Genomic DNA, 23,402 nt, shown 5'->3' on the forward strand with positions numbered 1-23,402 from the left:
ATGCTAAAGAGAATATGGAGTAATAAAAACGAAAGACAAATTGTCTTTCAAAATTCTGAGAACTAGTATTCTGTTAGTTCTTTTTTTATCTCTTAATTGTAAGTTTTCATGTACATTCCAAACATCGTTCTTTGTTCTGCTTCTAAGTTACTGTCCAATCGATTTTGATAAATGTCAATAAAGTAGACACAAAAAGAGCAAATACCTAGTGAGAATCAAAATATTTATCCTCCTTTTCATTTGTGTAAGCATATCTAGGGTGCCGTGAGGGCGTTGGGAGTTATAGAACCCTTCGATGTACTCAAAGCATGTCAGTTGTACTTCTTTAAGAGAAGAAAAAGTTCTTCTTTTGAGTTCCTCTTTTTTCATATATTTGAAAAAGGCTTCTGTGACAGCATTGTCCCAAGGATAACCAGGTTTCGATAATGACTGAACAATAGAATGATCCTCTAAATATTGTCTGAATTCAAAAGAAGTATACTGGGAACCTTGATCTGTGTGAAAAAGAACGGAAGCCTTAGGCTTTCTGACTTGGATTGCTTTTTCTATTGTTGTAATAGCCAAAGCAGTATCTATTTTTTTGCTGACAGTCCAAGCAATGACTTTTCTGGAAAATAGATCTAGAATCACGCAAAGGTAAACAAAAGATTTTTTCCCAATAGGAATATAAGAGAAGTCACTAGTCCATACTTGATTCGGTGCTGGAGGATTAAACGCTTGTTTTAAATAGTTTGGGTGCTTCAAAGAAATCTGACCTTTGGTCGGTTTAAAGGCAGGTTTCACTGTATACATTTTAGGTAAGTTCATGGTACTCATTAAACGATAGACTCGACCAATACTAATAGAAATGCCATAGTCACTTAGAAGCATACGTCTTACTTTTGCAGGACCTACTCGTGTTTTAGAAGTCGTATAGATTTCTAAAATGATCGTTCTTAATTGTTGATTCTCTACTGTTCTAGGAGCTATTTTCCCAGAAAAACGTTTGTAGTAAGTCGAGCGATTGACTTTAAGAACCCTGCAGAGAGTGACAACAGAGTGCTCATGTCGTAGAATACGAATCGCATTTAAACGTTCGTCGAGTGTGGCGTGAATATGGCAATCGCTTTTTTTAGAATTAAATTTTCTTCTTCCAATTGGAGATTTCTTTTATGAAGTTGTTTAATCTGACGAGCCGTGAGGATCGTATCGTCATCGATTTTAACTTCAGAATATTGTTTCACCCATCGAGCGACAGAAGATAGGGCAATCCCATATTCGTTAGCTAATGCGTTTTGTGATTTTCCACTTCCATAAAGTTTGACGATTGATTTTTTAAAATCCTCGTCAAACTTTCGCTTTGTTTTACGTTTATCTACCATAATCAAAAGTCCTTTCTTAAATAGTGTCTAATTTATTAATAGTATAGCAAAAAAGCTGTCTACTTTATTAGCATACATGCAACCAAGTAAAACATACTTAGAGGCAGCCAAACGGTAATGTCAGGATAATAGCCATATTCAACATGACGAACTACATATCAAAAGGAGAGAGAGTTGAATAAAATGGGAAAAAGTAAAATCGTAGAGACTCATATACATGTTTATAGGGCAATGAAGCGAATGAGTCAAAGTGAGTTAGCTAAAAAAATTGGAGTATCAAGGGTTACTATTGTAAATATTGAACTAAATAGGCAAAATCCTTCAGTAATAACTATGTATGATATTTCAAGAGTTCTGGGAACAACAATTGAAGAACTATTTACTTTTGAGACACAAGAAGAAGAGTAGAATAATTTATCCTGTAAAGGATCAGTAAAGGAGTATGGATGAAAAAAACATTTGTTGTTAGTCAGATTTTTTTGTTTATAAATATACTTATACTCATAGTAATACCGTTAATATTTTTTCTTATTTTTAAGTTATTTCCTAATTTAGATCAATCTGAAAATGGATTAGGGGTTTTCCCATTAGTATGTATAATCTATGGATTGTATGGGCTACCAATAACTGGAATATGTGCTATTGTAATAGCTATTATTTATATGTTGTATTTGCATAAAAAGAAATCATTATGAATCATATGTTAAAAAGGATCGATAGCTGCATGCATGAGATCAAAGAATGATCAGTATAAGTGCTAGTAGTTTGACAAAATAAAGTTTTAGATGTATTCTAAATGGGAATATAACAGATTATGAGATACACCAAACCCCACCATCCGCTAAATGGTGGGGTTCTTTTTGGCTTTCAGTCGCTTTATTTGCTCCGTTTGTCAAGCCATTGTTTGAATAGCGCTAAAACTATCCCTACAACAATAGGAGCAATCAACGTTGAATATAACAAGATCACAAGAATACACCCCCCCTTCTGCGATTGTATCGCTGAAGAGGAAAGCGACCACTTTCAGTGTATCAGAAATTAAGTTGAAAAGCTGTATTATTTTGCAAAAAAATACATGTGAAAAGGTCACACCAACGCTATGTTGCAAAGGGTCTCGTTAGTCTATTGTAAGCATACCTATAATAGACAATATATGATGTGCATTTCATTAAGACAATATATGTTGTATAATAAAGTTTGACAATAAATATTGTATTTAGAAGGAGCGATTCATATTAACTTGACAGAATTAGAGATCATGACGTTTCCTGAAGCAAGTGAAAGATGGAATAGAGAGCGGACGTTTGTATTTCAAAAATATTTTAGTTCTCCGGATAAATTTCTCCCAGGATCATTTGATGTTATTGGAAATGGAAAAGGAACATGGATTATTACCAAAGCAGGAATGGAATATTTAACGGGTCAAACAGAAAAAGAAGCAAATGCCGGTCTTTGGCGTGTAATAGTGGAATCCGATTTTCGGGTATTGGATGACCGAGGGTGTGACACTAAAGTAGAAGCAAATCTTTTACTGGAGAAGTTAGCTATAAAGGAAGCAATGAAACAATCACCTCAGGTGATCGATCAGCTGAAGTTTAATTACTTAGACGAAAATAAGAAAAATTATGGAATAAGGATTAGAGAGAACACTTTAATTTATGTAAAAAAAATAGACAAAAATAATAAGAAGTGAGCAGGAGGGAATTAGGATGGCCAGAAAAGTATTTGACACCTGGAAAATAGAAATCACTGGATTTAATCATGCTATGCCTTATTATGTAGAGTGTGATTGTGGCAACCTGGCAAAAAAGAAATATCAACAATCTTATTTTGAGTGCGGATCATGTCAGCGTAAATATGTATTGCAGCAAGGGCAATACGTAGAACTGAAGAATTAGCTTATGAGAGCGACAGAGCTTCTAACTATTCTATCAGTCGATTTTCAACATGATGCTGTTAAGGAGATCAAGATTGAACTTAAAGACCAGGTATATTCGATTGGCCAGATCACAAAGAATCAGAATCAATTAGTATTGGTTGCTACTGAAGTAGCGCAAAAGCCGATAGAAACGAAAGAATTAGTCACCACACTAATGCTTCATAAATCATTACAACTACTAAAGAAAAAAGAAACTTCTGAAATGATCTATGGCTGTAGAATAGAAAAAAACTGGTTAATACTATAAAAATTAATAGTGTATGCTAAAGCTCCATACAATAATGTATGTGGCTTTTTTTGTCTTAAAGGATAATATCTCATGCTAGACAAAGGGAACACAAGTTCGTATAATTGTGGGTATATAATCCATACGAAAAAGGTGAGGTAAATGAAATTTGACTATGACAAAGAACCGAATAGAGATATCTTATGTATCGATTGCAAGTCCTTCTATGCCAGCGTTGAATGTGTAGAACGTGGACTTCACCCACTAAAAACGATGTTAATTGTTATGAGTGGTGCAGACAATGCAGGAGGGTTAGTGCTGGCTGCTTCTCCCCTGGCGAAAAAAGTGTTAGGTGTTTCAAATGTCACTCGATCAAATGAAGTTCCGTATCATAAAGACCTTGTGACCGTGCCACCACGTATGAATTTGTATATGAAGAAAAATGTAGAAATCAATCAAGTGTATAAGTCGTTTGTTGCGGACGAGGATCATTCTGTTTTTAGCGTGGATGAATCTTTTTTAGATGTCACAGATTCTTTGAAGCTATTTAACTGCAAAAATCCCTATGAAATGGCAAGGAAGATACAACTGAAGGTGAAAGAACAAACAGGAATTTATGTCACTGTAGGGATTGGAGCCAACCCTTTATTGGCCAAGTTGGCCCTGGACAATGGCGCAAAACACAGTAAAGACTTTATCGCTGAATGGCGCTATGAAGACGTACAAGAGAAAGTATGGGGAATAAGCCCAATGACAGAGTTTTGCGGTATTGGACACCGGACAGTTAAACGCCTTAATTGGTTAGGGATCAGATCTATTCGAGAAATTGCTGAAGCTGATCCGTACAGACTGAAGCGTGAGTTTGGTGTGATGGGGTTACAATTGTTCGCCCACTCATGGGGTATCGATCGTAGTTTTTTAGGTCAAAAGAAACCAGCTGCTAAAGTAGATAAATCAATTGGAAATAGTCAGGTATTGCCTAGAGATTATACCAGGCAAGATCAACTAGAATTAGTGCTGAAGGAAATTGTCGATCAAGTGGCTTCTCGATTACGTAGCAGTCATTTAAAAACTGGATGTGTTTCTGTATCTGTTGGGTATTCTAAGGGTTACCTTGATAGCAAAGGACGTTCAGGATGGAGTAAGCAGCGAAAGGTCTCATTATCCAATAATACAAAAGTTCTATCGGAACATGTTTTACAGCTATTTCGGTCAGAATACAATTATCAGGATGTACGCCACATTGGTGTTTCCTATTCAAAGCTAGTTCAAACAGACGTACTTCAGCTGGACCTCTTTTCTGATCCAGTCCAGGAAGTAAATGAGGAACGGTTAGATTTTTTGATCGATACAATCAGGAAGAAATACGGATTTAAAGCCTTGATACATGCTTCTTCTTTAATGGAAGGTGCAACAGCTGTATCAAGAGCGTCGTTAGTCGGTGGGCACGCAGGAGGCAATGTGGGGTTAAGTTCATGACAAAAAAGACAAGAAAAGAGTTTTTTGATTATAATGAGTATCGAGACCGTGGCATGGGGTACAAATGGGATACTGCTTTTGCGTTAGGTGAATTGCAAGAAGGAATCAAAGAATCCACAAAAGAATCAAGACGAGATTTAGAGCGATTGCCACAGCAAGAAATTGGGTATATTGAATACTGTTTAGAACGATCAATCAAGCATAATAAAATACTAGAAGTACAGCTAAATAGCCTGGATCAATTAGGACGTGTGAAAGAGCCAATATGGGGAAACTTTAGAGGATTTATGGGCTTAGATGTTTTGATGATTGGTGATCAGTATATTGATTATGCGGACGTACGACATATTAAGATTCATGACTTTAGAAAATGGTCTGAAGCAGAAAGTGAAGCTCTCCCCTCTCCTTTTGAAAAAGATGAGTACAAAAATATAGAGCAAGAGGAACAAGAAAAACTTGAAGTAGTATTCAATGAGTATTTTTCAGATGATGAATGGATAGATTGAGAAACAATTGATTATGAATAGACAAGAAGTAGTAATCAGCTGGAGCCGTGCTGATTTGGCAGCCACACAAAGCGCAACGGTTCGCTACGCTGGAACAGTTACACGTTGAATTGCTGAATATTCGACTAAGGTATACATAATAAATGAAAGAATGAAAGGATGCTATACTTTTGTTAGTGGGAAGTTGTTTCCGCCACATCCTTAAAACCACCAATGTAATATACTTACATTGGTGGTTTTCTGTTTATATAAAATATAAATTGCAAATTATAAATTATAATTTATAAATTACAATTTATAAATGTTATTTCTTTTTAAGTTTTTTCTGTAGACGTTCACGTTCATGTTCTTCTTTTCTATCAAGTCTTCTTAGATAGTCATCGATCAAGCATAACAAAATCCTAGAAGTGCAGTTAAACAGTCTAGATCAATTAGGACGTACTAAGGAGTCTATATGGGGCAATTTTAGAGGGTTTATGGATCTGGATGTTTTAATAATCGGTGATCAGTATATAGATTATACGGACATACGGTATATTAAGATTCATGATTTTAGGAAATGGTCAGCAGATCCAGGCATTTTAGATGAGTCCCCTTTCGGAACTCATAATGATTATTTTAACACTGAATCTGATCAAGAGTTAATGGATGCTGCGTATACTGAATATTTTGATGATAATGGATGGATTGAATAAAAAGAGAAAAAGAGAATAAGAGATAAGTCTCCTATTCTCTTTTTGCTTCCTCCATTCTTTTAACTATACGCTGTTCTCTTTCGTCCAAATTATTATTGATATAAAAGTCAACCATTTCTTCTAGCAAAAGATACTCTTTTTTATCAGTAATACTTTTCAATATTTCTACTCTGTTTTTGACTGGAGGATCAACTTTGATAGTCTTTCTGTCTGCTGCAGAGTACCCAGTTTTCTTTTTAGGGACTACTCTAGATGATTCACCAATATCATTTACTGAGGGTCTATTTTTTGGTTGTCTATCTAGTAAACTCATTTAGATTCAACTCCTTTGATAGCCTTGTTAGTTTGTTTCCGTCAAGATACTTATTTTGATAGCTGTAGTCGTCAGGAACGTCCCCGTATACTTCAGTAAATGCTATTCTTTCCTTAATTTCAGTAAAAATATCTGCAAACATTCCAAAAACTCTTCTATCGTGATAATCATTGACCGTAATACCATATTCTGGATAGTCTTCCAAGCGCTTATTATTTGTGACTGTAGTGCTAAACACAAACTTTCTTCCAAAGGTTTCATAAGTGTTTTTTAATATCTTTTCATGTAGATTTCTTTTTGGCTGTAATAAAAACGGTAATAAACCAATGACTTCGCCTTTAAAATCACTACCAAAATCTTCTACAAGTGTTTGCAGATATTCTTGAATGATATCAACTGAACCTTCATAAGAATAAGTTTTCGTTTCTTGGATGATAATTACATAGTCAGCACATACCATTGCGTTATCAACTTTTATGTCAGTCGAGGGACCAACGTCAATCCAAATGAAATCATACTCATCACGGATTTGATCAAGCAGTTTAGAAAAATGAAATGTTCTTTTTCGCTTATAGTCAGCGGTTGAACGAGGGTATAACTCTTCCAATAGATCGCCTAGGTTAGACATATCTCCCGAGCCAGCTATCATATCAAGATTCTCATTTAGAGATACTACACCAGATTTTAAGTCACCGTCTTCGATGCAACGGTAAATTGATTTAGGAAAATTAACATTGTATGTTTTACCAAATAAAGATGTAGCGTTTCCTTGTTTGTCCCAATCAATAAATAGACATTTGTAATCAAATTCTTCATTAGGCAAAGATGCAACACTTGATTCAGTTGTACTGGCAGTTGTTTTTCCGACCCCCCCTTTTTGGTTCGCGTTAATGATTACTCGTCCTTTTCGTTTAGGTAATTCAGGGATTACATAAGACAATTCAACATTCACAATACTACACTTCCATTCTTTTTAAAATGTAAAAAGGAGACTTTCTCCATTTTAAATGATTGTCACACAATTGTAATAAAGAGAAAAAGAGAAAAAGAGATTTGTAGATGTGTTGGGTGAATCAGAAACGACGTAGAATTATTTAAGAGAAAAGGAGAAAAGGAGAAAAAGAGAAAAAGAGTAAATAATGCAAATTCAAAGGGAACAATACATAAAGCTTGAAAACACTGAATTCTTTTAGGGAAAAAAGAGAAAAAGAGATTAAGAGAAATAATTATTAAGGAGGGAGAAAAAGAGAAAAGGAGACTAAGAGCTTAGTAGAATAGTGTAAAAAGAGAAAAAGAGAAAAAGAGATTAAAGTTTTTCTCTTTAGTTTTTTTATTGAAAAATTTTGAGTTTACAGAATTGTTAAAATAGTTTAAGCTAATCTTGTTTATAAAAACGCCGATAGTAAAATTAAGCTAGACAACTAAATAAGTCATTTGTGCTACACTCAAAATAGTTCCGACCAAAGAATTATAAGGAGTGAAGACAAATGACCTATACTCATCTTACATCAAATGAACTCGTGATGATAGAAGCTTATTTCAATATGAGCCAACCTGTTACGATGGTTTCTAAGACTTTAAATCGTTCTAGACAGACAATCTACAATGTTTACAACTTCCTAAAACAAGGAAAATCTATCTGTGACTATTACCAACAATATAAAGAAAATAAAACGCGTTGTGGTCGACAACCCATTAGTTTGCCTACAGAACAGCATGATTACCTTCAAACTATGGTGGCTCAAGGGTGGACACCTGATGTGATTATTGGTCGAGCTGAGTTTCCTATTTCATGCTCTGTTAGAACACTTTATCGTCAGTTTAAAGCAAATCAATTTGATTGCTCAAAACTACCAATGAAAGGGAAACGAAAGCCCAACGGGCATAAAGAACGTCGCGGAAAGCAAGCATTTAAACGCAATATTTCAGAACGATCCACTGACTACCCTGATTTCCAACAGGAATTTGGGCATTTAGAAGGGGACACAATTGTTGGCGTTTATCATAAAAGTGCCATCATCACTCTAGTTGAACGCCTTTCAAAAGTGATTATTACATTAAAACCAAATGGTCGGAAAGCATTGGATATTGAAAAAGCGACAACTGATTGGCTACAAAAGATTCCCAGAAATTTGTTCAAATCCGTGACCTTTGATTGTGGAAAAGAATTTTCAAATTGGAAAAACATGAGTAATGTCAATGATATTTCTATCTATTTTGCAGACCCTGGAACCCCCTCACAACGCGGATTAAATGAGCATTCGAATGGGTTATTACGTAAAGATGGGCTGCCTAAAACAATGGATTTTAATCAAGTTGACCAAGCTTTTGTTGCGGCTGTCGCCTCTAAAAGAAATCACATACCAAGGAAATCTTTAAATTATCGAACACCATTAGAAGTATTTTTGAGTTACATAAATGAAAGACAATTGTCTAGCTTAATTTGACAAATCAAAAAGTAATAAAGAATACATACTGGTCTATATCAATCAAAAGAAAGGGACGATGTATAAAAGATGTTAAAAAAATTATCATGGTGTTTAGTAATGTTTGTAGGTTTGTTAGGATTAGTCGGATTTAGCGAACAGTCATTAGCTGCGGAATTAAATAGTGGAGGATTTGTTGATTCGATCCACTTTGATAAAACCGAACTAATGGATGGAGAGCTGACCTCGATTCGGGTAACCTTTAGTGAAAAGTCAGATACCAAGCTAAAAGCTGGAGATGTCTTGACGCTATCATTACCTAAAGAGCTTGAAGGATTAGTAGAATCTGATGGCACGCCACGTGAAATTGATTTAAATGGGTTAGGTGTAACCCGTGTTTATAAAGATAAAGTGGTTTGTATATTTAATGAAAAAGTAAATCAGTTGGATCGTGTTCGCGGCGAGTTTACTTTTGGCGTACGCGTAACAAATATTGAGGAAAATACAACGAAGGAAGTACCAGTAAATTTGGGAACCTCTGTCACTGTAGCAAATATAGTGGTCAATGGACGTTCTGGCGGTGATGTTGAAGGAGAGCTGCCGTTCTTTTATAAAACAGGCGATCTATTAGGGAAATCAGGTCAAATCCGTTGGTTCTTAAACGCTAATTTGAATAAAAGTGACCTTGCTAAGGATATTGTTTTGACAGACAAATCAGGTGGCGGCCAAGTATTAAATAAAGATAGTTTTATGTTTACTATCGATAATTATTTAGGACAATCAACAGTAAGTTTGGAAGAGTTTGAAAATCAGCGATATGGAACAGTTGAGTTTGGAGAAGATAATGCTTTTGTGATCCGTTTATATCGCGACAAAGCACGTTTGGCTTCATTTTCAAGCATGTACACAGCAACTATAACTGAAACTGGGAAAAAACAAGCGAACTTTACCAATGATTGTCAAATCGATTATCAACTTTTATATGAAAAATCAATCAATGAAACGGCAACGCATAAAGTGAAGAATATCTTTTTAGATGGAAATGCTATCGGTGATGAAAATCAATTGATCAAAGAACCCATCGAACAAGAAGAACTCATCGAAGATGAATCAGGTCAGCTAGAAGAAATCACGCCGCTTGATCCAGAACGACCGAAAGAAACCAAAGAAGAAGAATTAAATAAACCAAAAGAAGAGCGGCCAGAAATCCATGTTGGTGAGCAAACAGAACTCATCGAAGATGAATCTAGTGAGCTAGGAGAAATCCAACCGATCGAGGAAGAAACGGCAAAAGAAATTAAAGAAGAAGAGCTAAATAAAGCCAAAGAAGAACGTCCAGAAATCCATGTTGGCGAGCAAATCGAACTCATCGAAGATGAATCCAACGAACTAGGAGAGATTCAACCAATCGAGGAAGAGAAGGTAAAAGAAAGCCAAGAAGAAGAATTAAACAAAGCCAAAGAAGAACAGCCAGAAATTCACGTATATGAACAAATCAAAACAATCGAAGATGAATCAAGTGAGTTAGAAGAAATCAAACCAATCGAACCAGAGACCGTTGAAGTAACGGAAGTACCAACGCTGGAACCTGCAATTTCTGGTAAAGAGGTAGAGGTACATCAAGATAAGCCTGTAAAAGAGGATATTAAACCAAATGGGCACGCAGAAGGTGAACTAATATCAGTAAAAGAAGAAAAGAAACAACCGAAAGCAGATAAAATTCTTTTGAACACATCTAAAGCTCAATCAAAAGAACAATTACCAAAAGCAGGAAGTAAAGATAGCTACGTTACGATGATTGCTGGTTTTGTAGTCGTTTTCCTAACTATGAGTGTTTTTGCATTCAGCCATAAAAGAGTCCAATAATTCGATAAACAAAAATAATCTGTATAAGCACGCCACTAAAACTGGGCTGTCTATACAGATTATTTTATGGTTTAAAAAGTAAGCGGTAAAAAATCTCGGTATAAAGAGAATACTTAATCTAATAAAATAGGAGTTAGTTTATTTTCCAGCGAATACGAACTGCCAAGTAATACCAAATTTATCAGTTAGCCATGTTACTTTTTGGAAAATCCCAGCAGGTTCTGGTCCCATCATAACAAAGCCATCTGCAGCTAAAGCTGAGAATACTTGGTCAAATTCTTCTTCACTGTCCATTTCCACATATAAGGAAAGATTCCAACCTGGTGCAACTGGATTTTCTGGTCCCATTTCTAAAAAGTAGATTGGGGTTCCATTTAAATCTAATTGTCCGTTTAAGACACGTTCAGGGTATTCATCATAATAAGTGACTGCTTGAATCTTGGTGTTTGGAAACGTTTCTACATAGAAATCCATTTGAATTTTTGCATGTTCAGCTACTGATATAAACGTTATTGGTTGTTTCATTTTGATCACACTCCTTTTATTTTTACGATAACAGATTTAGCCTTAATATCAATTGATGCGCTCAAAATTTTATAAGAAAAAACGGTATAAGTAACTTGGCTTCGCAAATTACTTATACCGTCTTGTATCAGAAATGTTTTAAGAAAGATTTTCCCCATTCGATTCGATTACTTGTTTGTACCAATGGAATGATTTTTTTCGACTTCTATCAAGCGAACCATTTCCTTCATCATCGCGATCAACATAAATGAAACCATACCGTTTACTCATTTCTCCTGTTCCAGCGCTGATTAGATCGATACAGCCCCATGGTGTATAGCCAATCAAGTCGACACCATCATCAATTGCTTTTTCCATTTCAATAATATGGCGTTTGAAGTAATCGATACGGTAATCATCATTGATCGAGCCATCCGCTTCTACTTCATCGAAGGCGCCAAGACCATTTTCTACGACCATTAACGGTACTTCATAACGAGAATAGATTTGATTTAACGTATAACGCAAGCCAACAGGATCAATCTGCCAACCCCAATCACTGGTTTCAAGATATTCGTTTGATACGCCGCCAAACAGATTTCCACCGGTTTTATCGTCACGAGACTCTAAATCATCTGTGATACAAGTGGTCATGTAATAGCTAAATGTATAATAATCCACTGTTCCAGCTTTGAGAAGTGCTTTATCTTCTTCTGTGATCTCTATTTGAATAGTATTCTTTTCAAAATAACGTTTCATGAAATAAGGATATTTTCCTTTGACTTGAACATCACCACAGAAAAAATTGAATTTTTCGTTGATTTGCTGTGTTTTCAAAACATCTTCTGGTCGACAAGTTTTTGGATACATAGTGATATAAGCTAACATACAGCCGATCTTAAATTCTGGATTGATTTTGTGACCCGCAATAACGGCTCGCGCTGAAGCTAGAAAAACATTATGCAGTGCTTGGTATTGTTCAGTTTCGGTATAGTCACGATTGAATAATCCGCTGATTCGTTTACCATGATCCATTGTACCAAAGTTGATTTCATTGAACGTTAGCCAATATTTTACTTTATCTTTATAGCGCTCAAACAGAGTCGTAGCGTAATTCTCGTAAAAACCAATCGTCCGTTTGTCTAAAAAACCATCATAGTTTTTTCCTAAGCTAAAAGGCATTTCAAAGTGGGAAATCGTGACAAGTGGTTCAATCCCATATTTAGCGAGCTCATCAAAAACATCATCATAAAACTGTAAACCTGCTTCATTGGGTGTTGCTTCCTCTCCATTAGGAAAGATCCGAGACCAAGCAATCGACATCCGGTAAACTTTAAAACCCATTTCTGCAAATAAGGCGATATCTTCTTTGTAACGATGATAAGAATCGATCGCCGTATGAATGGGGTAGTAATATTGGTCTGTATCGATCTCTAAATCGAATGCGCGATGTGTATTGGCTGTTCGACTTCCAGCCCGATTATGATCGCAAATAGAATCCCCTTTGCCATCTTGATCCCAGGCACCTTCACATTGATTAGCAGCTGTTGCGCCGCCCCATAAAAAATTCTTTGGAAAACTCATGTATTTGTACTCCTTTATAAATAAAATTAGTTTTGATTCAATACAATCAATTTGAAATGATCGCAGTGATTAAGAGGTCGCCTTGCTTGATTGATGATTCAGAAGTCGCGATCACATCAGCATAGTCGGGTGTATTTGTAATAATGATCGGAACTTGTGTGCTGTAGCCTGCTTCCTCAATCGCTTTAATATCAAAGGTAACCAGTTTATCACCTTTTTTGACTTTCGCATTTTGCACAACGAATGATTCAAATCCCTCGCCCTCTAATTGAACAGTATCGATACCGATATGAATCAATAGCTCAGTTCCATTATCTGAAATTAAACCAATCGCATGTTTGGTAGGGAAAAGAGTCATTACTGTCCCATCAAATGGTGCTACAATTTCGCCCTTAGTCGGTTCGACCACCACTCCTTTACCCATGATTCCTTCCGAAAAGGCCCCATCCCGTGCTTCACTTAACGGCAACACTTTACCTTCTACAGGAGAAAAAACGTCGTCTTTCGCTAATTTCTTTTTGTGTCCTGTAGCGGCAAGTTTTGCTTCTTCTTTTGATAGTTGGATCGTTGGTTCATCATCTTTAAAGCCTAATGCCCATGCTAAAGCAAAACCAGCTGCAAGTGCGCAAATGTCTAATATCACATTGTATATCGCGTATTTTATATCGCCATCTGGTGAAATGGACGATGTATATCTAAAAATACCAAGCCCGCCCATTTGATAACCTTGAATGCCTAAACCCATGGCAATAGCACCAGTCACACCTCCGACAATACAAGAAGCCCAGAAAGGTTTCTTTCTTGGTAAGGTGATCCCGTAAATTGCCGGCTCAGTCACACCAAACAGTCCTGAGATAAAGGCTGGAATGGATAATTCTCTTAATTTCAAATTTTTCGTTTTTAACATGACCGCAAGTACTGCACCTGTTTGAGCAAAAGATACGCTTCCTGATCCAGTTAAAAGAGAGGTTGGTTGCCCTTGAGATAGTGCAATGATAACAAATGGAATAAGCGCCCAATGCATCCCAAACATAACGAGAATTTGCCAAGAGAAACCAAGGATTGCACCAAAGATGATCGGATTGAATGCTTGAATGGCAAGTAACCCATTTCCAAGTCCGTCAGAAACAACATTCATGATCGGTCCAATGACTAGGAAGGTTAGTGGAATCGTGACGATTGCCGTAAAGAATGGGACTAAAAATAGTTTTACAACGTCTGGGATGATTTTTCTTAACTGCTTTTCTAAGAATGCTGCGAATGCAGTTGCCGCGATAATCGGCATAACGGTTGAACCGTAACCCGCTACTGGAATCGAAAACGGAATCCCAAAGAAATTCAATCCACCACTTTCCGCAAATGCTGCTGTAGCAGAACCGTCAATAAATCCAGTGTAAACCAGACTGGAAGCAATCATCATTCCTAAGAATGGTGAACCGCCAAACTTCTTCATTGCTGTATAGCCAATAAAAATCGGCAAGAACAAGAAGAGCCCATCTCCCATTGCATTAAAGACTGCATATGTTGGACTGGCTGAAAAACCAGCTCCTAAAGCAAAGGCCAAAATAGCATTGACCCCTTTTAACATACCTGCTGCAGATAAAGGTGCCAGAATAGGTTGAAAAATACCTGAAATCATATCTACAAATCGATCGAATAAATTCCCTTTAGGTCCATTGTCCGCAACAGGTTCTAAAACACCTAAGACAGCATCAACATCTTTGCGAACGTCAGGTACATGATTCCCAATCACGACTTGATATTGTCCGCCAGCTTGCATGACTGTCACGACCCCATCCATATTTTTTAAGGCTTCGGTGTTTGTTTTACTTTCATCTTTTAATTTAAACCGAAGGCGTGTGATACAGTTTGTTAAAGAATTGACGTTTTCTTTGCCCCCAACTTCTTTTACAATATTTTTTGCAAGTACTTCGTATTTACCCATTTTCGTTCCTCCAAATGATTTATTATTTTTTATTCAGAGGTCTCGCCAACTTAATGTCACGATCCAGCGCCTTTCCAAAGGCAAACGATTTCCTACGCTCCTTTTTAGGGAAATAATATAGATGAAGAGAATTTCTCTCTAACTAACTTGTTTTATCGATGATTCGAGCTAAATGGATGGTGATATAGACCTGCTCATCCTTTGACATCGTGTAATTGCGTCTATTTTTTAACAATTCAGTGACTTTTTTTGTTGCCTCGAAAGCTTCTGGATATTGATTTGTGACAAGAGTAAATAGCTCATTTTCGACTTGGTCTGCAGAGGTCTTGGCGGGATGAGCTTTTAATACTCGTTCGGTGAAAAATTTTAAATGTGTAATAAATCGCTGAAAGTAAATATCATTTTCAGCAAAATTAATTCTGAGTGTATATTTGATGACGGTCAATATTTCTTCAATCAACTGAGTCAGACTGACGGCATCTTCATGGTTGCTGTCGAGTTGAGCATTTGTGATGTGCAAAGCTAGAAAACCTGCTTCATCATCAGTCAAATTTACATGTAGTTGCTGATTGACCATTTTGATAGCCGAACGTGCTATTTCTAATTCGACTGGAAAAAAACGTTTGATATCCCATAATAAAAAGTTTTTTACTTGGATATTCTTTTCAGCTCGTTGGATAGAGGAGTGTAAGTGATCAGCAATCGCAATAAAGGACGTTTCGTTTAGCTCTTTATCTAGAACGTCTTTGGCATGTGATAAAATTTTGTAGGAGATTTCAATGATATTTTCCGGAATTTCTGCAAATAGTTGTTCGATTTGTTCCGATTCAACTGGATTTTCCAATTTAAAAACCTTTTCGATTTTTTCTGCCTCTACTTGTAATCCAGCCTTCATCTGGAATCCCAATCCATTGCCCATAAGAATTACTTCTTCCTGTTCATCATTACGAACAATGACGACATTATTATTTAATATTTTTAGAATTTCCAAAGCAATCGTCCTCCTTTTACCATAAATAAAGAGACTAAGAATAGAAAAAAAGCCCAAACAAAAGCCCAAGAGGCGTTGTTTAGGTTTAGCTTAACTTAATAATCACTATCCATTTAACAAAGCAAATATACACTATAAAGAAAGCGCTGTCAATGTATTTTGAAGGTGAAATGTTTAGTTTGTGAACGATGATGCATTAAAATCAGAATAGATGTGATAAGCTGTATCTAAAATAATTTTTTTTACGATAAAATTAAATGCTATTTTCCATTAACTTCTTAGAATAATCAAGGTATAGTTAAAAGAGAATAATCAAGTGAAGGAGACTCTCATGAAAAAACGTGAATTCATCGTCCAAGATTTGTTAAGTAAAATCTATCAAGAAGAATATAAAGACGGTAAATTGCCTAATCAGAGAAAACTTGCCGAAATTTATAGTGTGTCACGATTTACTATCCAACAAGCAGTAAAAAATTTGGAAGAAATTGGTATTGTACGAGTTATCCAAGGTTCAGGGATTTTCGTTCATGAAAAATGGCGAAAAAATCCGTTGATCTTCAATTCATTGACTAGAACACCATATGATCGGATTGGATCAAAAATGATCAAGTTGAAAAAAGCACCGGCTAGTTTGGAAGAACAAAAAATTTTTCAAGTGAGTGAGTTGGAGGAAATTTGGACCTTTGAACGAATTCGAATCGTAAACTACAAAATTGAGCAATTAGAGATTTCTAAGCTACCAGCTTCGATGTTTCCTGATTTATCTCAGCAAGTGGTAGAGCATTCAATTCAAAATTATGTGGAAAAGAAAGGGTACCGTATTTCCCACTATATTACGAGTTATGATCCTATCACCACCTCAAAGGAACAGTCTAAACTACTATTATGTAAAAGAGGAACCCCTGCGATGCAAATCACCAATCGCGCGATATTAGAGGATGGGCAGGTCTTTGAGTATAGTAGTATTATTGCGATTGACTATTCCGTGACGTATATTCGGCCGTTCGATCGAGAGATTCATCGTTCAAGAATAGACTAAATACAAAAACGACTAAGGTTCTTTTGTTCAGCAATAGGTTGCTGTTTATAAAGAAGTTAGTCGTTTTTATTCATACTCTTATGGTGTAACGATTGTACCATCTGGTGTTCGGCTTTGTGTCCATTCATGTGGACGATAAACAACTGGATAGTCTTTTGCACGTTCTTCGTCAAATGTAATACCAATACCACTTTGCTCAATCGGATAAAAGAAGCCTTTTTCAGGAGCAGGAATATTGCCAAAAAGTGTTTTTGTATTAGATGGAATATCTATATTTTCTTGAATCGCAGCATTGTGTAAGTGGATATTCAAATGCGTATTCACTGCTAGACCAACTGGCGTGATATCAGAAGGCGTATGCCAAGCGATACGAATGCCCATTGCTTCACAGAAGTGTGCAAGTTTCAATGCTGGTGTGATCCCACCAATTTGAGAAACATGTGCCCGCATAAAGTCAATTTGACGGTTACGGACAAGCTCTTTCCATTCCATAGGATTATTGAATAATTCACCAGTAGCAATCGGTGTTGCTGATTGGCTACGTAATTGCGCTAACCACTCGTTTTGATCTGGGGGCAAAATGTCTTCTAAAAAGAACAGATTATATTTTTCCGACGCTTTAGCGAACTGAACAGCTTGATTAGGGTGTAAACGTTCATGAACATCATGCAACATTTGGAAACGATGGCCATATTTGTTTTTTACACTTTCAAACATGCTTAAGGTCGTTTGCATGTAGTCTTCCTGATCAAAATAAGAACCACAGATTGGCTGATTTGGTGTTTGTAGATTTTCAGGATTCCCGCCATAAAAACCTAGTTGGCAACGAATATAGCGATATCCTTCATCAAGAAATTTATCAATTTCGCCAAATAAATCCTCTAAATTATCTGCCACTGCATGAGTATAAGCGGGGATTGCCGTCCGAGCTTTTCCACCTAACAATTGATAGAGGGGCATATCGGCAAGTTTTCCTTTAATATCCCATAAAGCCATGTCTACACCAGAAATCGCATTATTAGTGATAGGACCATTGCGCCAATAAGAATTCACATTCATGACTTGCCAAATATCCTCGATCTGATTGGCATCTCGTCCTATCAAAAGTGGTTTCAGATATTCTTCCACAACTGTTTGGACAGCTAAAGGCCGGAACTGAAAAGTTCCACAGCCAATACCGGAAACACCTTTGTCGGTCTCAACTTTAACTACAAGTAGATTATGTCTATCGGGTTTTATCGCAAAACTTTTTATGTCGGTAATGATTGATGGTGTCATTTTTTTCACTCCAATTTTTATTGATACAGATTAATTCTACGTTTATTGAAACATGATAATAAGACCCTGTCAATTTGGTCTGAAAAAAATGAGTTAAACGATATAAAACCAGTCCAATTTTTTACTTTTGTAATTAAAAACGCTGATTTATAGGTGTTATATATATATATTCTGTTAAAAGGACTGGTTTTACAAGAGAGTTTTTCCATGCTACTATGTTGGTGAAAACGGAAACAAGAATGCCCATTCTATTGGTTCAGACAAATGAGTGGAAGTAAATGTTCCGAACAAGGGGGATAAAAAATGAAGCACGAAGAAATAGCAAAGCAAATCATTGAAGATGTTGGCGGAGCGGGAAATATCAATAATGTTTGGCATTGTATGACGAGATTACGTTTTAATCTGAAGGATGAAAAGAAAGTGGATTATGCCGCGTTGGAAAAAAGGCCTAAAGTTGTTGGGACTAAATATCAAAGCGATCAACTACAAGTTGTAATCGGAACGGATGTTGCAGATTATTTTACACCAATTACTAAAGAACTAGGGCTAGATGAAAATAGTCAGCAAGGTGACACTGAGAAAAAAGGAATTGTTTCAGTATTCATGGACACTGTTTCAGGCGTTTTTGGTCCAATTGTTCCAGCAATTGCAGGCGCTGGGATGATCAAAGGGTTGATGGCTGGTTTAGTTGCGTTGAATGTGATCTCTAACCAAACGGATACGTATTTGATTATCGATATGGTAGCTAGTGGTGTCTTTACATTTCTACCATTTTTCGTAGCAGCATCAGCAGCAAGAATTTTTAAAACGAATCAGTATCTGGCCATTGCAATTGCAGCAATTTTACAATTTCCAACGATGACTGCAGCGGTTGCTGAAGGTAAGATATCGGCATTTCAGTTGTTTGGTATCGTACCAGTTCCAGTTTTTAATTATGCTGGTACCGTTATTCCAATTATTTTTGCTGTTTTGGCATTGAGTTATATTTACCGTTGGGTGGATAAAGTCTTGCCACAAGTATTACGAACAGTTTTCACGCCGACCATTTCACTGTTTGTTGCAGGATTGTTAACGTTGACCGTGATAGGCCCAATCAGTATTCATTTAGGAAATCTATTGGCAGCAGGCGTTGCGTGGTTATTCTCAATTTCACCTGTTTTAGCTGGAATCGTTGTGGGTGCGATTCGTCCAATTGCAATCTTTACTGGTTTGCATCATGCAATGACACCAATTGCCCTACAAAACTTCGCTAATCAAGGCTATGACATGTTGATGCCAATGATGTTTATGGCGAATATGGCCATCACAGGGGCGACTGCCGCAATTTATACGAAAGTAAAAACAAAAGAGGAAAAATCGCTTGTACTATCTTCGGCAATTTCTGGTCTTTTAGGAATTACAGAACCAGCGTTGTTTGGAATTTTGTCTAAATATAAAAAAGCATTTATTGCTGCAACAATTGGTAGTTCTGTTGCATCAGCATTTATTAGTTTCTTTGGAGTTCGTATCTATGGCTATATCTTATCTAGTATTTTCAGTTTACCAGCATATATCGGTCAATATTTCATTTTTGCGGTATTAGGAATGCTGATTGCTCTTGTTTTGTCTTTTGTACTTTGTTACGTTATGGTACCTAAACAAGAAGAGGAAGACGACGTTTTAACAAATGAAGTTGATCTTCATGCAACAGCTAAAGGTAACTATATTCCTTTAGAGAATGTACCAGATGAAGTTTTTTCAACAAAAATGATGGGTGATGGATTTGCCATTGATTCGATCGATGGAACGGTTTTTGCACCTGTTAACGGAACAATTACAACGATTTTTCCATCAAAGCATGCAATTGGAATCAAAACCGCAAACGGTATTGAAGTTCTTGTTCATATGGGAATTGATACTGTCTCTTTAGCTGGAAGAGGCTTTGAACTTTTTGTAAAAGTCGGAGACAAGGTGTCTATAGATACAAAAATTGCCCAAATGGATCTTGATTATATTCACAGCCAAGGAAAAGAAAGCATGATCGTTGTTGTGATTACGAATATGGATCGTGTATTAACATTGTCAGGTTTAAGAGATTTGGAAGGTCAGCATCAAGCTGGTACATTACTTGAAAGAGCGCAGCTTAGTTAATAAAAAAGGCGGGATAAATAGATGAAACGAATGGAGATTTTAAGACGTTTAGAAAAAGCTGGTGTGATTGCAGTAGTTCGTGGAAAAGATCAAGAAGAAGCTATTAAAGCCAGTCAAGCGATCATAGAAGGCGGGCTAAAAGGAATTGAAGTGACCTTTACTGTACCGAATGCTCAAACGGTAATTCGAGAATTAATCCAATCTTATCAAGGGCAAGAGGTTGTGATTGGTGCAGGGACGGTGTTAGATGTAGTAACTGCCCGTTTGGCAATTATGTCAGGCGCTGAATTTGTGGTAAGTCCAAGTTTTGATCAAGAGACAGCTGAGTTATGCAATATGTATCAAATTCCATATTTGCCAGGATGTGTGACGATTACGGAAATGCAAACGGCTTTGAAAAGCGGCGCTGACATTATCAAACTATTTCCTGGTAACATCAGTGGCCCAAGCATGGTCACAGCTGTTAAAGCACCCTTACCTCATATTAATTTGATGCCCACAGGTGGCGTTAGTTTGGAAAATATGACGACTTGGTTTGATGCTGGTGTTGTAGCAGTTGGTGTTGGTGGAAATCTACTTGCGCCAGCGGCAGAAGGGAACTTTAAGAAAGTCACAGAAATTGCGAAACAATATGCAGCAAAATTAACTGAGATCAGAGGTTTGGAGAATGGCTAAAGTCATTTGTCTTGGGGAAATCATGATGCGTTTGTCAACCAATCCAGGCATTCGTCTTAACCGTACGAATCAATTAGATGTTTATTATGGCGGTGGCGAAGCTAATGTTGCAGTTTCATTAGCTAATTATGGGCATCAGGTACAATTTGCCAGTAAAGTTTCAGACAATGATTTTGGTCAAGCGGTCGAAAAACATTTAAATTGTTATGGTGTTTCAACGAATCATTTACTAAAAGGTCAAGGTCGCTTAGGAACTTATTATGTAGAACAGGGGATCGGCCAAAAAGCAACTAGCGTGATTTACGATCGAAAAGGTTCTGCGTTTGCTTCTATGAAGGAGTTGGAATGGAATGTTTCGGGACTTTTTGAAGAAGTGGATCTTTTCCATATCTCTGGCATTACGCCTGCACTTTCTAAACCTTGGCAACAACTCACACTCGAATTAGTAAAAGTAGCTAAAAGTAAAGGATGTAAAGTTAGCTTTGATTGCAATTATCGGCAAAATCTTTGGAGCCAAAAAGAAGCTGGAGATTTTCTGTTAGAAATTTTGGAATATGTTGATTATTGTTCAGCGGGAAAATTAGATGCAGTTCACTTGTTGGGAATTCCTGAACAATCAGCAGGCGCAGATATTGCCTATTACTATCAACAAATGAATAGAATGTTTCCAAAAATAGAATCCTTTTATTCAACGAATCGAATCGTTCATTCAACAAGTTGTAACGAACTTCAAGGTACGTTGTGGATCGCAGGAAAGTGTTATACGTCTAAAAATTACAAAATCGATCCTATTATTGATCGTATTGGTGGCGGTGATGCATATAGCGGAGGGATAATACACGGTCTATTATTGGAAAACTCACTGCAAGCAACAGTTGAATTTGCAACAGCCGCTTCGGTTTTGAAGCATATGCTCAAAGGTGACTGTAATCAGTATACAGAATCAGAAGTAAGTATGTTTCTTGAACAAGATTCAGCGAAGATCAACCGATGATGACATGAAACAAAAATATAACAACAAGAAGGGTGTGGGACAAAAGTGAAAATCACTTTTGTTTCACACCCTAAGTACAAATACACGGTTGGAGCAGAAGCAACCCCTTCTGTCCCAACCACTTTATATGATTTTCTTACTCTACTGTGGTAATTTTCAAATCCTTGAAGAAGGCTTCTGTCCCAATGTCAACGAAGAATCCAATCGCTCCTTTGGCATTAGCACCGTGTTTCATATTTTCCACTATTAAAACAGGTTCTTCGCTATTGTTTAGATAAAATTCTCCTTTGGCCCCGTTGATCACAGCTTTTAAGCTGATCCATTCATCAAGCCCAATATCAGCTGGCCCTTCAAAATCGGTAATACCAAGATTTCGAAAATAGTCAAACGTGTATTTAGGATAGGAAAAATATTGAACCCCACGATTTTTTCTTACAGGATCTTCTATGCGGCCATTTGTCGGTCTAACGTAGAAAGAGTCAAATTTTGTATCTGTGTCATTGATTCTAAAGGCAATCCCAATAAAACCACGCGCAAAATCTGGCGCATCTGGTAATAAACGGCTTAACATTTTCACTTCGATTGTGCCATTATGAAAAGATGACCCAACTAATTTAGCATATGTATTCTCGTCAAATTCCATCAGCTTGTCTTTTTTTACAACTCTTAAAACAGGTTCGCCGTTTAGCTTTGTATACTCAACGTCGGTATGAACAGCTTCGATGGGTGTAGTTTCAGTATTCATTTAGATATCCTCCTCATAATTGTGTATCGCTTTAATAAAAGTATAGACAATTTTCCAGAAAATGTTAAGTAGGCACTAATTTGTAACCATCTATCCAAGCTGTTTTTTATAAAACTGCCCCCATTGTCGCATGGATTCAATAACAGGGAGCAACGTTTCTCCTAGTGGTGTTAATTGATATTCAACATGAGGCGGCACTTTTTGAAAATCAACTCGTTCTACAATGCCATCTACTATCATGGAATTAAGACTCTCAGTCAAGACTTTTTGTGAGATTCCAGATAATGAGCGTTTTAGCTCAGAATTTCTTTTTGGCCCAGTGATCAGATCTCGTAAAATCAATGTCTTCCATTTACTGCCGATCAATTGAACAGTAGTCGCCACATCGCAAAGCGGCATTTCTTCTTTTTTTATCATTGAAAATCAGCTCCTATGTATGATGTCTAAGATGCTAGCGTCTATGCTTATTATAGTTTTTTTAGCAACCGAAAATAGATAATTAGACTTAGGAAAATTGACTCTAAAGGAGGGTGCTCTTTTTACTTAAAGAGTAGAGTGATAAAAAATTTAATCACTACTACAATATAGTAAGCAACAAGCGTTACTACAATTTCAGAAGGAATATCTTTATGGCTGAACTCCTTGTTCAGAGCTTCAGCTATTTCTTAACGTATCATTATTATACCAAAGTAATGGGTGTTAGGAA

Annotated in this window: 23 protein-coding genes and 1 pseudogene; 13 read left to right on the forward strand and 11 right to left on the reverse strand. The window is 36.6% G+C overall.

Features of this window, described 5'->3' with window-relative positions:
• Positions 1-174: 174 nt before the first annotated feature.
• Positions 175-1,361: pseudogene (locus IGL98_RS01970) on the reverse strand (IS3 family transposase).
• A 183-nt stretch (positions 1,362-1,544) separates the two neighbouring features.
• Here IGL98_RS01970 and IGL98_RS01975 point away from each other — a divergent pair.
• Positions 1,545-1,769, forward strand: a complete 225-nt coding sequence (locus tag IGL98_RS01975) for a helix-turn-helix transcriptional regulator (protein WP_206912857.1) — start codon at positions 1,545-1,547, stop codon at positions 1,767-1,769.
• 468 nt (positions 1,770-2,237) lie between these two features.
• On the opposite strand, the gene IGL98_RS01980 is transcribed toward IGL98_RS01975, so the two are convergent.
• Positions 2,238-2,330, reverse strand: coding sequence for a type I toxin-antitoxin system Fst family toxin (locus tag IGL98_RS01980; RefSeq protein WP_339099620.1), 93 nt, complete (start codon positions 2,328-2,330; stop codon positions 2,238-2,240).
• A 271-nt stretch (positions 2,331-2,601) separates the two neighbouring features.
• On the opposite strand from IGL98_RS01980, the gene IGL98_RS01985 reads away from it, so the two are divergent.
• The 6 genes from IGL98_RS01985 (at position 2,602) to IGL98_RS02010 (ending at position 6,206) form a co-directional block, all read left to right on the forward strand.
• Positions 2,602-3,054 (forward strand): helix-turn-helix domain-containing protein, encoded by a 453-nt coding sequence (locus tag IGL98_RS01985; protein WP_206846075.1) that lies wholly within the window; start codon positions 2,602-2,604, stop codon positions 3,052-3,054.
• 16 nt (positions 3,055-3,070) lie between these two features.
• Positions 3,071-3,259 (forward strand): transcriptional regulator, encoded by a 189-nt coding sequence (locus IGL98_RS01990; protein ID WP_206846078.1) that lies wholly within the window; start codon positions 3,071-3,073, stop codon positions 3,257-3,259.
• Between the two features lie 3 nt (positions 3,260-3,262).
• Positions 3,263-3,547, forward strand: coding sequence for a hypothetical protein (locus tag IGL98_RS01995; protein WP_206846080.1), 285 nt, complete (start codon positions 3,263-3,265; stop codon positions 3,545-3,547).
• 141 nt (positions 3,548-3,688) lie between these two features.
• Positions 3,689-5,005, forward strand: a complete 1,317-nt coding sequence (locus IGL98_RS02000; protein WP_206912853.1) for a Y-family DNA polymerase — start codon at positions 3,689-3,691, stop codon at positions 5,003-5,005.
• Positions 5,002-5,511 carry a hypothetical protein gene (locus tag IGL98_RS02005; RefSeq protein ID WP_206846084.1) on the forward strand — a complete coding sequence of 170 codons (510 nt, stop codon included), beginning with the start codon at positions 5,002-5,004 and terminating at the stop codon, positions 5,509-5,511. The genes IGL98_RS02000 and IGL98_RS02005 overlap by 4 nt, the downstream gene beginning before the upstream one ends.
• A 476-nt stretch (positions 5,512-5,987) precedes the next feature.
• Positions 5,988-6,206 carry a hypothetical protein gene (locus IGL98_RS02010; RefSeq protein WP_206912851.1) on the forward strand — a complete coding sequence of 73 codons (219 nt, stop codon included), beginning with the start codon at positions 5,988-5,990 and terminating at the stop codon, positions 6,204-6,206.
• A 31-nt stretch (positions 6,207-6,237) separates the two neighbouring features.
• On the opposite strand, the gene IGL98_RS02015 is transcribed toward IGL98_RS02010, so the two are convergent.
• Both IGL98_RS02015 and IGL98_RS02020 read right to left on the reverse strand, forming a co-directional pair.
• Positions 6,238-6,519, reverse strand: coding sequence for a hypothetical protein (locus IGL98_RS02015; RefSeq protein ID WP_206846087.1), 282 nt, complete (start codon positions 6,517-6,519; stop codon positions 6,238-6,240).
• Positions 6,503-7,471, reverse strand: a complete 969-nt coding sequence (locus tag IGL98_RS02020; RefSeq protein WP_339099619.1) for an AAA family ATPase — start codon at positions 7,469-7,471, stop codon at positions 6,503-6,505. The genes IGL98_RS02015 and IGL98_RS02020 overlap by 17 nt, the downstream gene beginning before the upstream one ends.
• Positions 7,472-8,006: 535 nt before the next feature.
• Here IGL98_RS02020 and IGL98_RS02025 point away from each other — a divergent pair.
• Positions 8,007-8,966, forward strand: coding sequence for an IS30 family transposase (locus IGL98_RS02025; protein WP_206912045.1), 960 nt, complete (start codon positions 8,007-8,009; stop codon positions 8,964-8,966).
• 69 nt (positions 8,967-9,035) lie between these two features.
• Positions 9,036-10,811, forward strand: coding sequence for a collagen binding domain-containing protein (locus tag IGL98_RS02030; RefSeq protein ID WP_206841345.1), 1,776 nt, complete (start codon positions 9,036-9,038; stop codon positions 10,809-10,811).
• Positions 10,812-10,949: 138 nt separating this feature from the next.
• On the opposite strand, the gene IGL98_RS02035 is transcribed toward IGL98_RS02030, so the two are convergent.
• The 4 genes from IGL98_RS02035 to licT all read right to left on the reverse strand — a co-directional run bounded on the left by IGL98_RS02035 (position 10,950) and on the right by licT (position 15,835).
• The gene (locus tag IGL98_RS02035) at positions 10,950-11,336 is read right to left on the reverse strand and encodes a VOC family protein (RefSeq protein ID WP_206841343.1); all 387 of its coding nucleotides are present in this window, start codon (positions 11,334-11,336) and stop codon (positions 10,950-10,952) included.
• Positions 11,337-11,474: 138 nt separating this feature from the next.
• A complete protein-coding gene (locus IGL98_RS02040) occupies positions 11,475-12,899 on the reverse strand; it encodes a glycoside hydrolase family 1 protein (protein WP_206841341.1) in 1,425 nt (474 codons plus the stop codon).
• Positions 12,900-12,945: 46 nt separating this feature from the next.
• Positions 12,946-14,844 carry a beta-glucoside-specific PTS transporter subunit IIABC gene (locus tag IGL98_RS02045; RefSeq protein WP_206912556.1) on the reverse strand — a complete coding sequence of 633 codons (1,899 nt, stop codon included), beginning with the start codon at positions 14,842-14,844 and terminating at the stop codon, positions 12,946-12,948.
• 142 nt (positions 14,845-14,986) lie between these two features.
• Positions 14,987-15,835 (reverse strand): BglG family transcription antiterminator LicT, encoded by an 849-nt coding sequence (licT, locus tag IGL98_RS02050; RefSeq protein WP_206841336.1) that lies wholly within the window; start codon positions 15,833-15,835, stop codon positions 14,987-14,989.
• A 331-nt stretch (positions 15,836-16,166) separates the two neighbouring features.
• On the opposite strand from licT, the gene IGL98_RS02055 reads away from it, so the two are divergent.
• Complete coding sequence (locus IGL98_RS02055) at positions 16,167-16,874, forward strand: GntR family transcriptional regulator (RefSeq protein ID WP_206841333.1); 708 nt, start codon at positions 16,167-16,169, stop codon at positions 16,872-16,874.
• A 78-nt stretch (positions 16,875-16,952) separates the two neighbouring features.
• On the opposite strand, the gene IGL98_RS02060 is transcribed toward IGL98_RS02055, so the two are convergent.
• Positions 16,953-18,152 carry an enolase C-terminal domain-like protein gene (locus IGL98_RS02060; RefSeq protein WP_206912558.1) on the reverse strand — a complete coding sequence of 400 codons (1,200 nt, stop codon included), beginning with the start codon at positions 18,150-18,152 and terminating at the stop codon, positions 16,953-16,955.
• A 303-nt stretch (positions 18,153-18,455) separates the two neighbouring features.
• Between IGL98_RS02060 and IGL98_RS02065 the strand changes: the two genes are divergently transcribed.
• From IGL98_RS02065 to IGL98_RS02075, 3 genes are read left to right on the forward strand one after another with little or no spacing between them, the layout of a single operon-like run.
• Positions 18,456-20,282, forward strand: a complete 1,827-nt coding sequence (locus IGL98_RS02065) for a glucose PTS transporter subunit IIA (protein ID WP_206912559.1) — start codon at positions 18,456-18,458, stop codon at positions 20,280-20,282.
• A gap of 21 nt (positions 20,283-20,303) precedes the next feature.
• Entirely contained in the window at positions 20,304-20,957 is a 654-nt protein-coding gene (locus IGL98_RS02070) for a bifunctional 2-keto-4-hydroxyglutarate aldolase/2-keto-3-deoxy-6-phosphogluconate aldolase (protein ID WP_206841325.1), read from the forward strand.
• Positions 20,950-21,951: a sugar kinase gene (locus tag IGL98_RS02075; RefSeq protein WP_206841322.1), complete on the forward strand. Its 1,002-nt coding sequence runs from the start codon at positions 20,950-20,952 to the stop codon at positions 21,949-21,951. The genes IGL98_RS02070 and IGL98_RS02075 overlap by 8 nt, the downstream gene beginning before the upstream one ends.
• 136 nt (positions 21,952-22,087) lie before the next feature.
• Here the strand turns inward: IGL98_RS02075 and IGL98_RS02080 are convergent, their stop codons facing one another.
• On the reverse strand, positions 22,088-22,696 hold the full coding sequence (locus IGL98_RS02080) for a hypothetical protein (protein WP_206912561.1): 609 nt from the start codon (positions 22,694-22,696) through the stop codon (positions 22,088-22,090).
• 90 nt (positions 22,697-22,786) lie between these two features.
• Positions 22,787-23,113: a winged helix-turn-helix transcriptional regulator gene (locus IGL98_RS02085; protein ID WP_069646005.1), complete on the reverse strand. Its 327-nt coding sequence runs from the start codon at positions 23,111-23,113 to the stop codon at positions 22,787-22,789.
• Between the last annotated feature and the right edge of the window lie 289 nt (positions 23,114-23,402).

Origin of the sequence: Enterococcus sp. DIV0840 (assembly GCF_050527835.1) — a bacterium.
Classification (GTDB): domain Bacteria; phylum Bacillota; class Bacilli; order Lactobacillales; family Enterococcaceae; genus Enterococcus_L; species Enterococcus_L ureasiticus.

Bases quoted from the DNA above. Each gene is read 5' to 3' on its own strand.
- IGL98_RS01990 (WP_206846078.1), top strand. From the start codon at position 3,071: ATGGCCAGAAAAGTATTTGACACCTGGAAAATAGAAATCACTGGATTT.
- IGL98_RS01975 (WP_206912857.1), top strand. From the start codon at position 1,545: ATGGGAAAAAGTAAAATCGTAGAGACTCATATACATGTTTATAGGGCA.
- IGL98_RS02065 (WP_206912559.1), top strand. From the start codon at position 18,456: ATGAAGCACGAAGAAATAGCAAAGCAAATCATTGAAGATGTTGGCGGA.
- IGL98_RS02070 (WP_206841325.1), top strand. From the start codon at position 20,304: ATGAAACGAATGGAGATTTTAAGACGTTTAGAAAAAGCTGGTGTGATT.
- IGL98_RS02035 (WP_206841343.1), bottom strand. From the start codon at position 11,336: ATGAAACAACCAATAACGTTTATATCAGTAGCTGAACATGCAAAAATT.
- IGL98_RS02025 (WP_206912045.1), top strand. From the start codon at position 8,007: ATGACCTATACTCATCTTACATCAAATGAACTCGTGATGATAGAAGCT.
- IGL98_RS02000 (WP_206912853.1), top strand. From the start codon at position 3,689: ATGAAATTTGACTATGACAAAGAACCGAATAGAGATATCTTATGTATC.
- IGL98_RS02055 (WP_206841333.1), top strand. From the start codon at position 16,167: ATGAAAAAACGTGAATTCATCGTCCAAGATTTGTTAAGTAAAATCTAT.
- IGL98_RS02015 (WP_206846087.1), bottom strand. From the start codon at position 6,519: ATGAGTTTACTAGATAGACAACCAAAAAATAGACCCTCAGTAAATGAT.
- IGL98_RS02085 (WP_069646005.1), bottom strand. From the start codon at position 23,113: ATGATAAAAAAAGAAGAAATGCCGCTTTGCGATGTGGCGACTACTGTT.
- IGL98_RS02040 (WP_206841341.1), bottom strand. From the start codon at position 12,899: ATGAGTTTTCCAAAGAATTTTTTATGGGGCGGCGCAACAGCTGCTAAT.
- IGL98_RS02030 (WP_206841345.1), top strand. From the start codon at position 9,036: ATGTTAAAAAAATTATCATGGTGTTTAGTAATGTTTGTAGGTTTGTTA.
- IGL98_RS02075 (WP_206841322.1), top strand. From the start codon at position 20,950: ATGGCTAAAGTCATTTGTCTTGGGGAAATCATGATGCGTTTGTCAACC.
- IGL98_RS02080 (WP_206912561.1), bottom strand. From the start codon at position 22,696: ATGAATACTGAAACTACACCCATCGAAGCTGTTCATACCGACGTTGAG.
- IGL98_RS02010 (WP_206912851.1), top strand. From the start codon at position 5,988: ATGGATCTGGATGTTTTAATAATCGGTGATCAGTATATAGATTATACG.
- IGL98_RS02045 (WP_206912556.1), bottom strand. From the start codon at position 14,844: ATGGGTAAATACGAAGTACTTGCAAAAAATATTGTAAAAGAAGTTGGG.
- IGL98_RS02060 (WP_206912558.1), bottom strand. From the start codon at position 18,152: ATGACACCATCAATCATTACCGACATAAAAAGTTTTGCGATAAAACCC.
- IGL98_RS02005 (WP_206846084.1), top strand. From the start codon at position 5,002: ATGACAAAAAAGACAAGAAAAGAGTTTTTTGATTATAATGAGTATCGA.
- IGL98_RS01995 (WP_206846080.1), top strand. From the start codon at position 3,263: ATGAGAGCGACAGAGCTTCTAACTATTCTATCAGTCGATTTTCAACAT.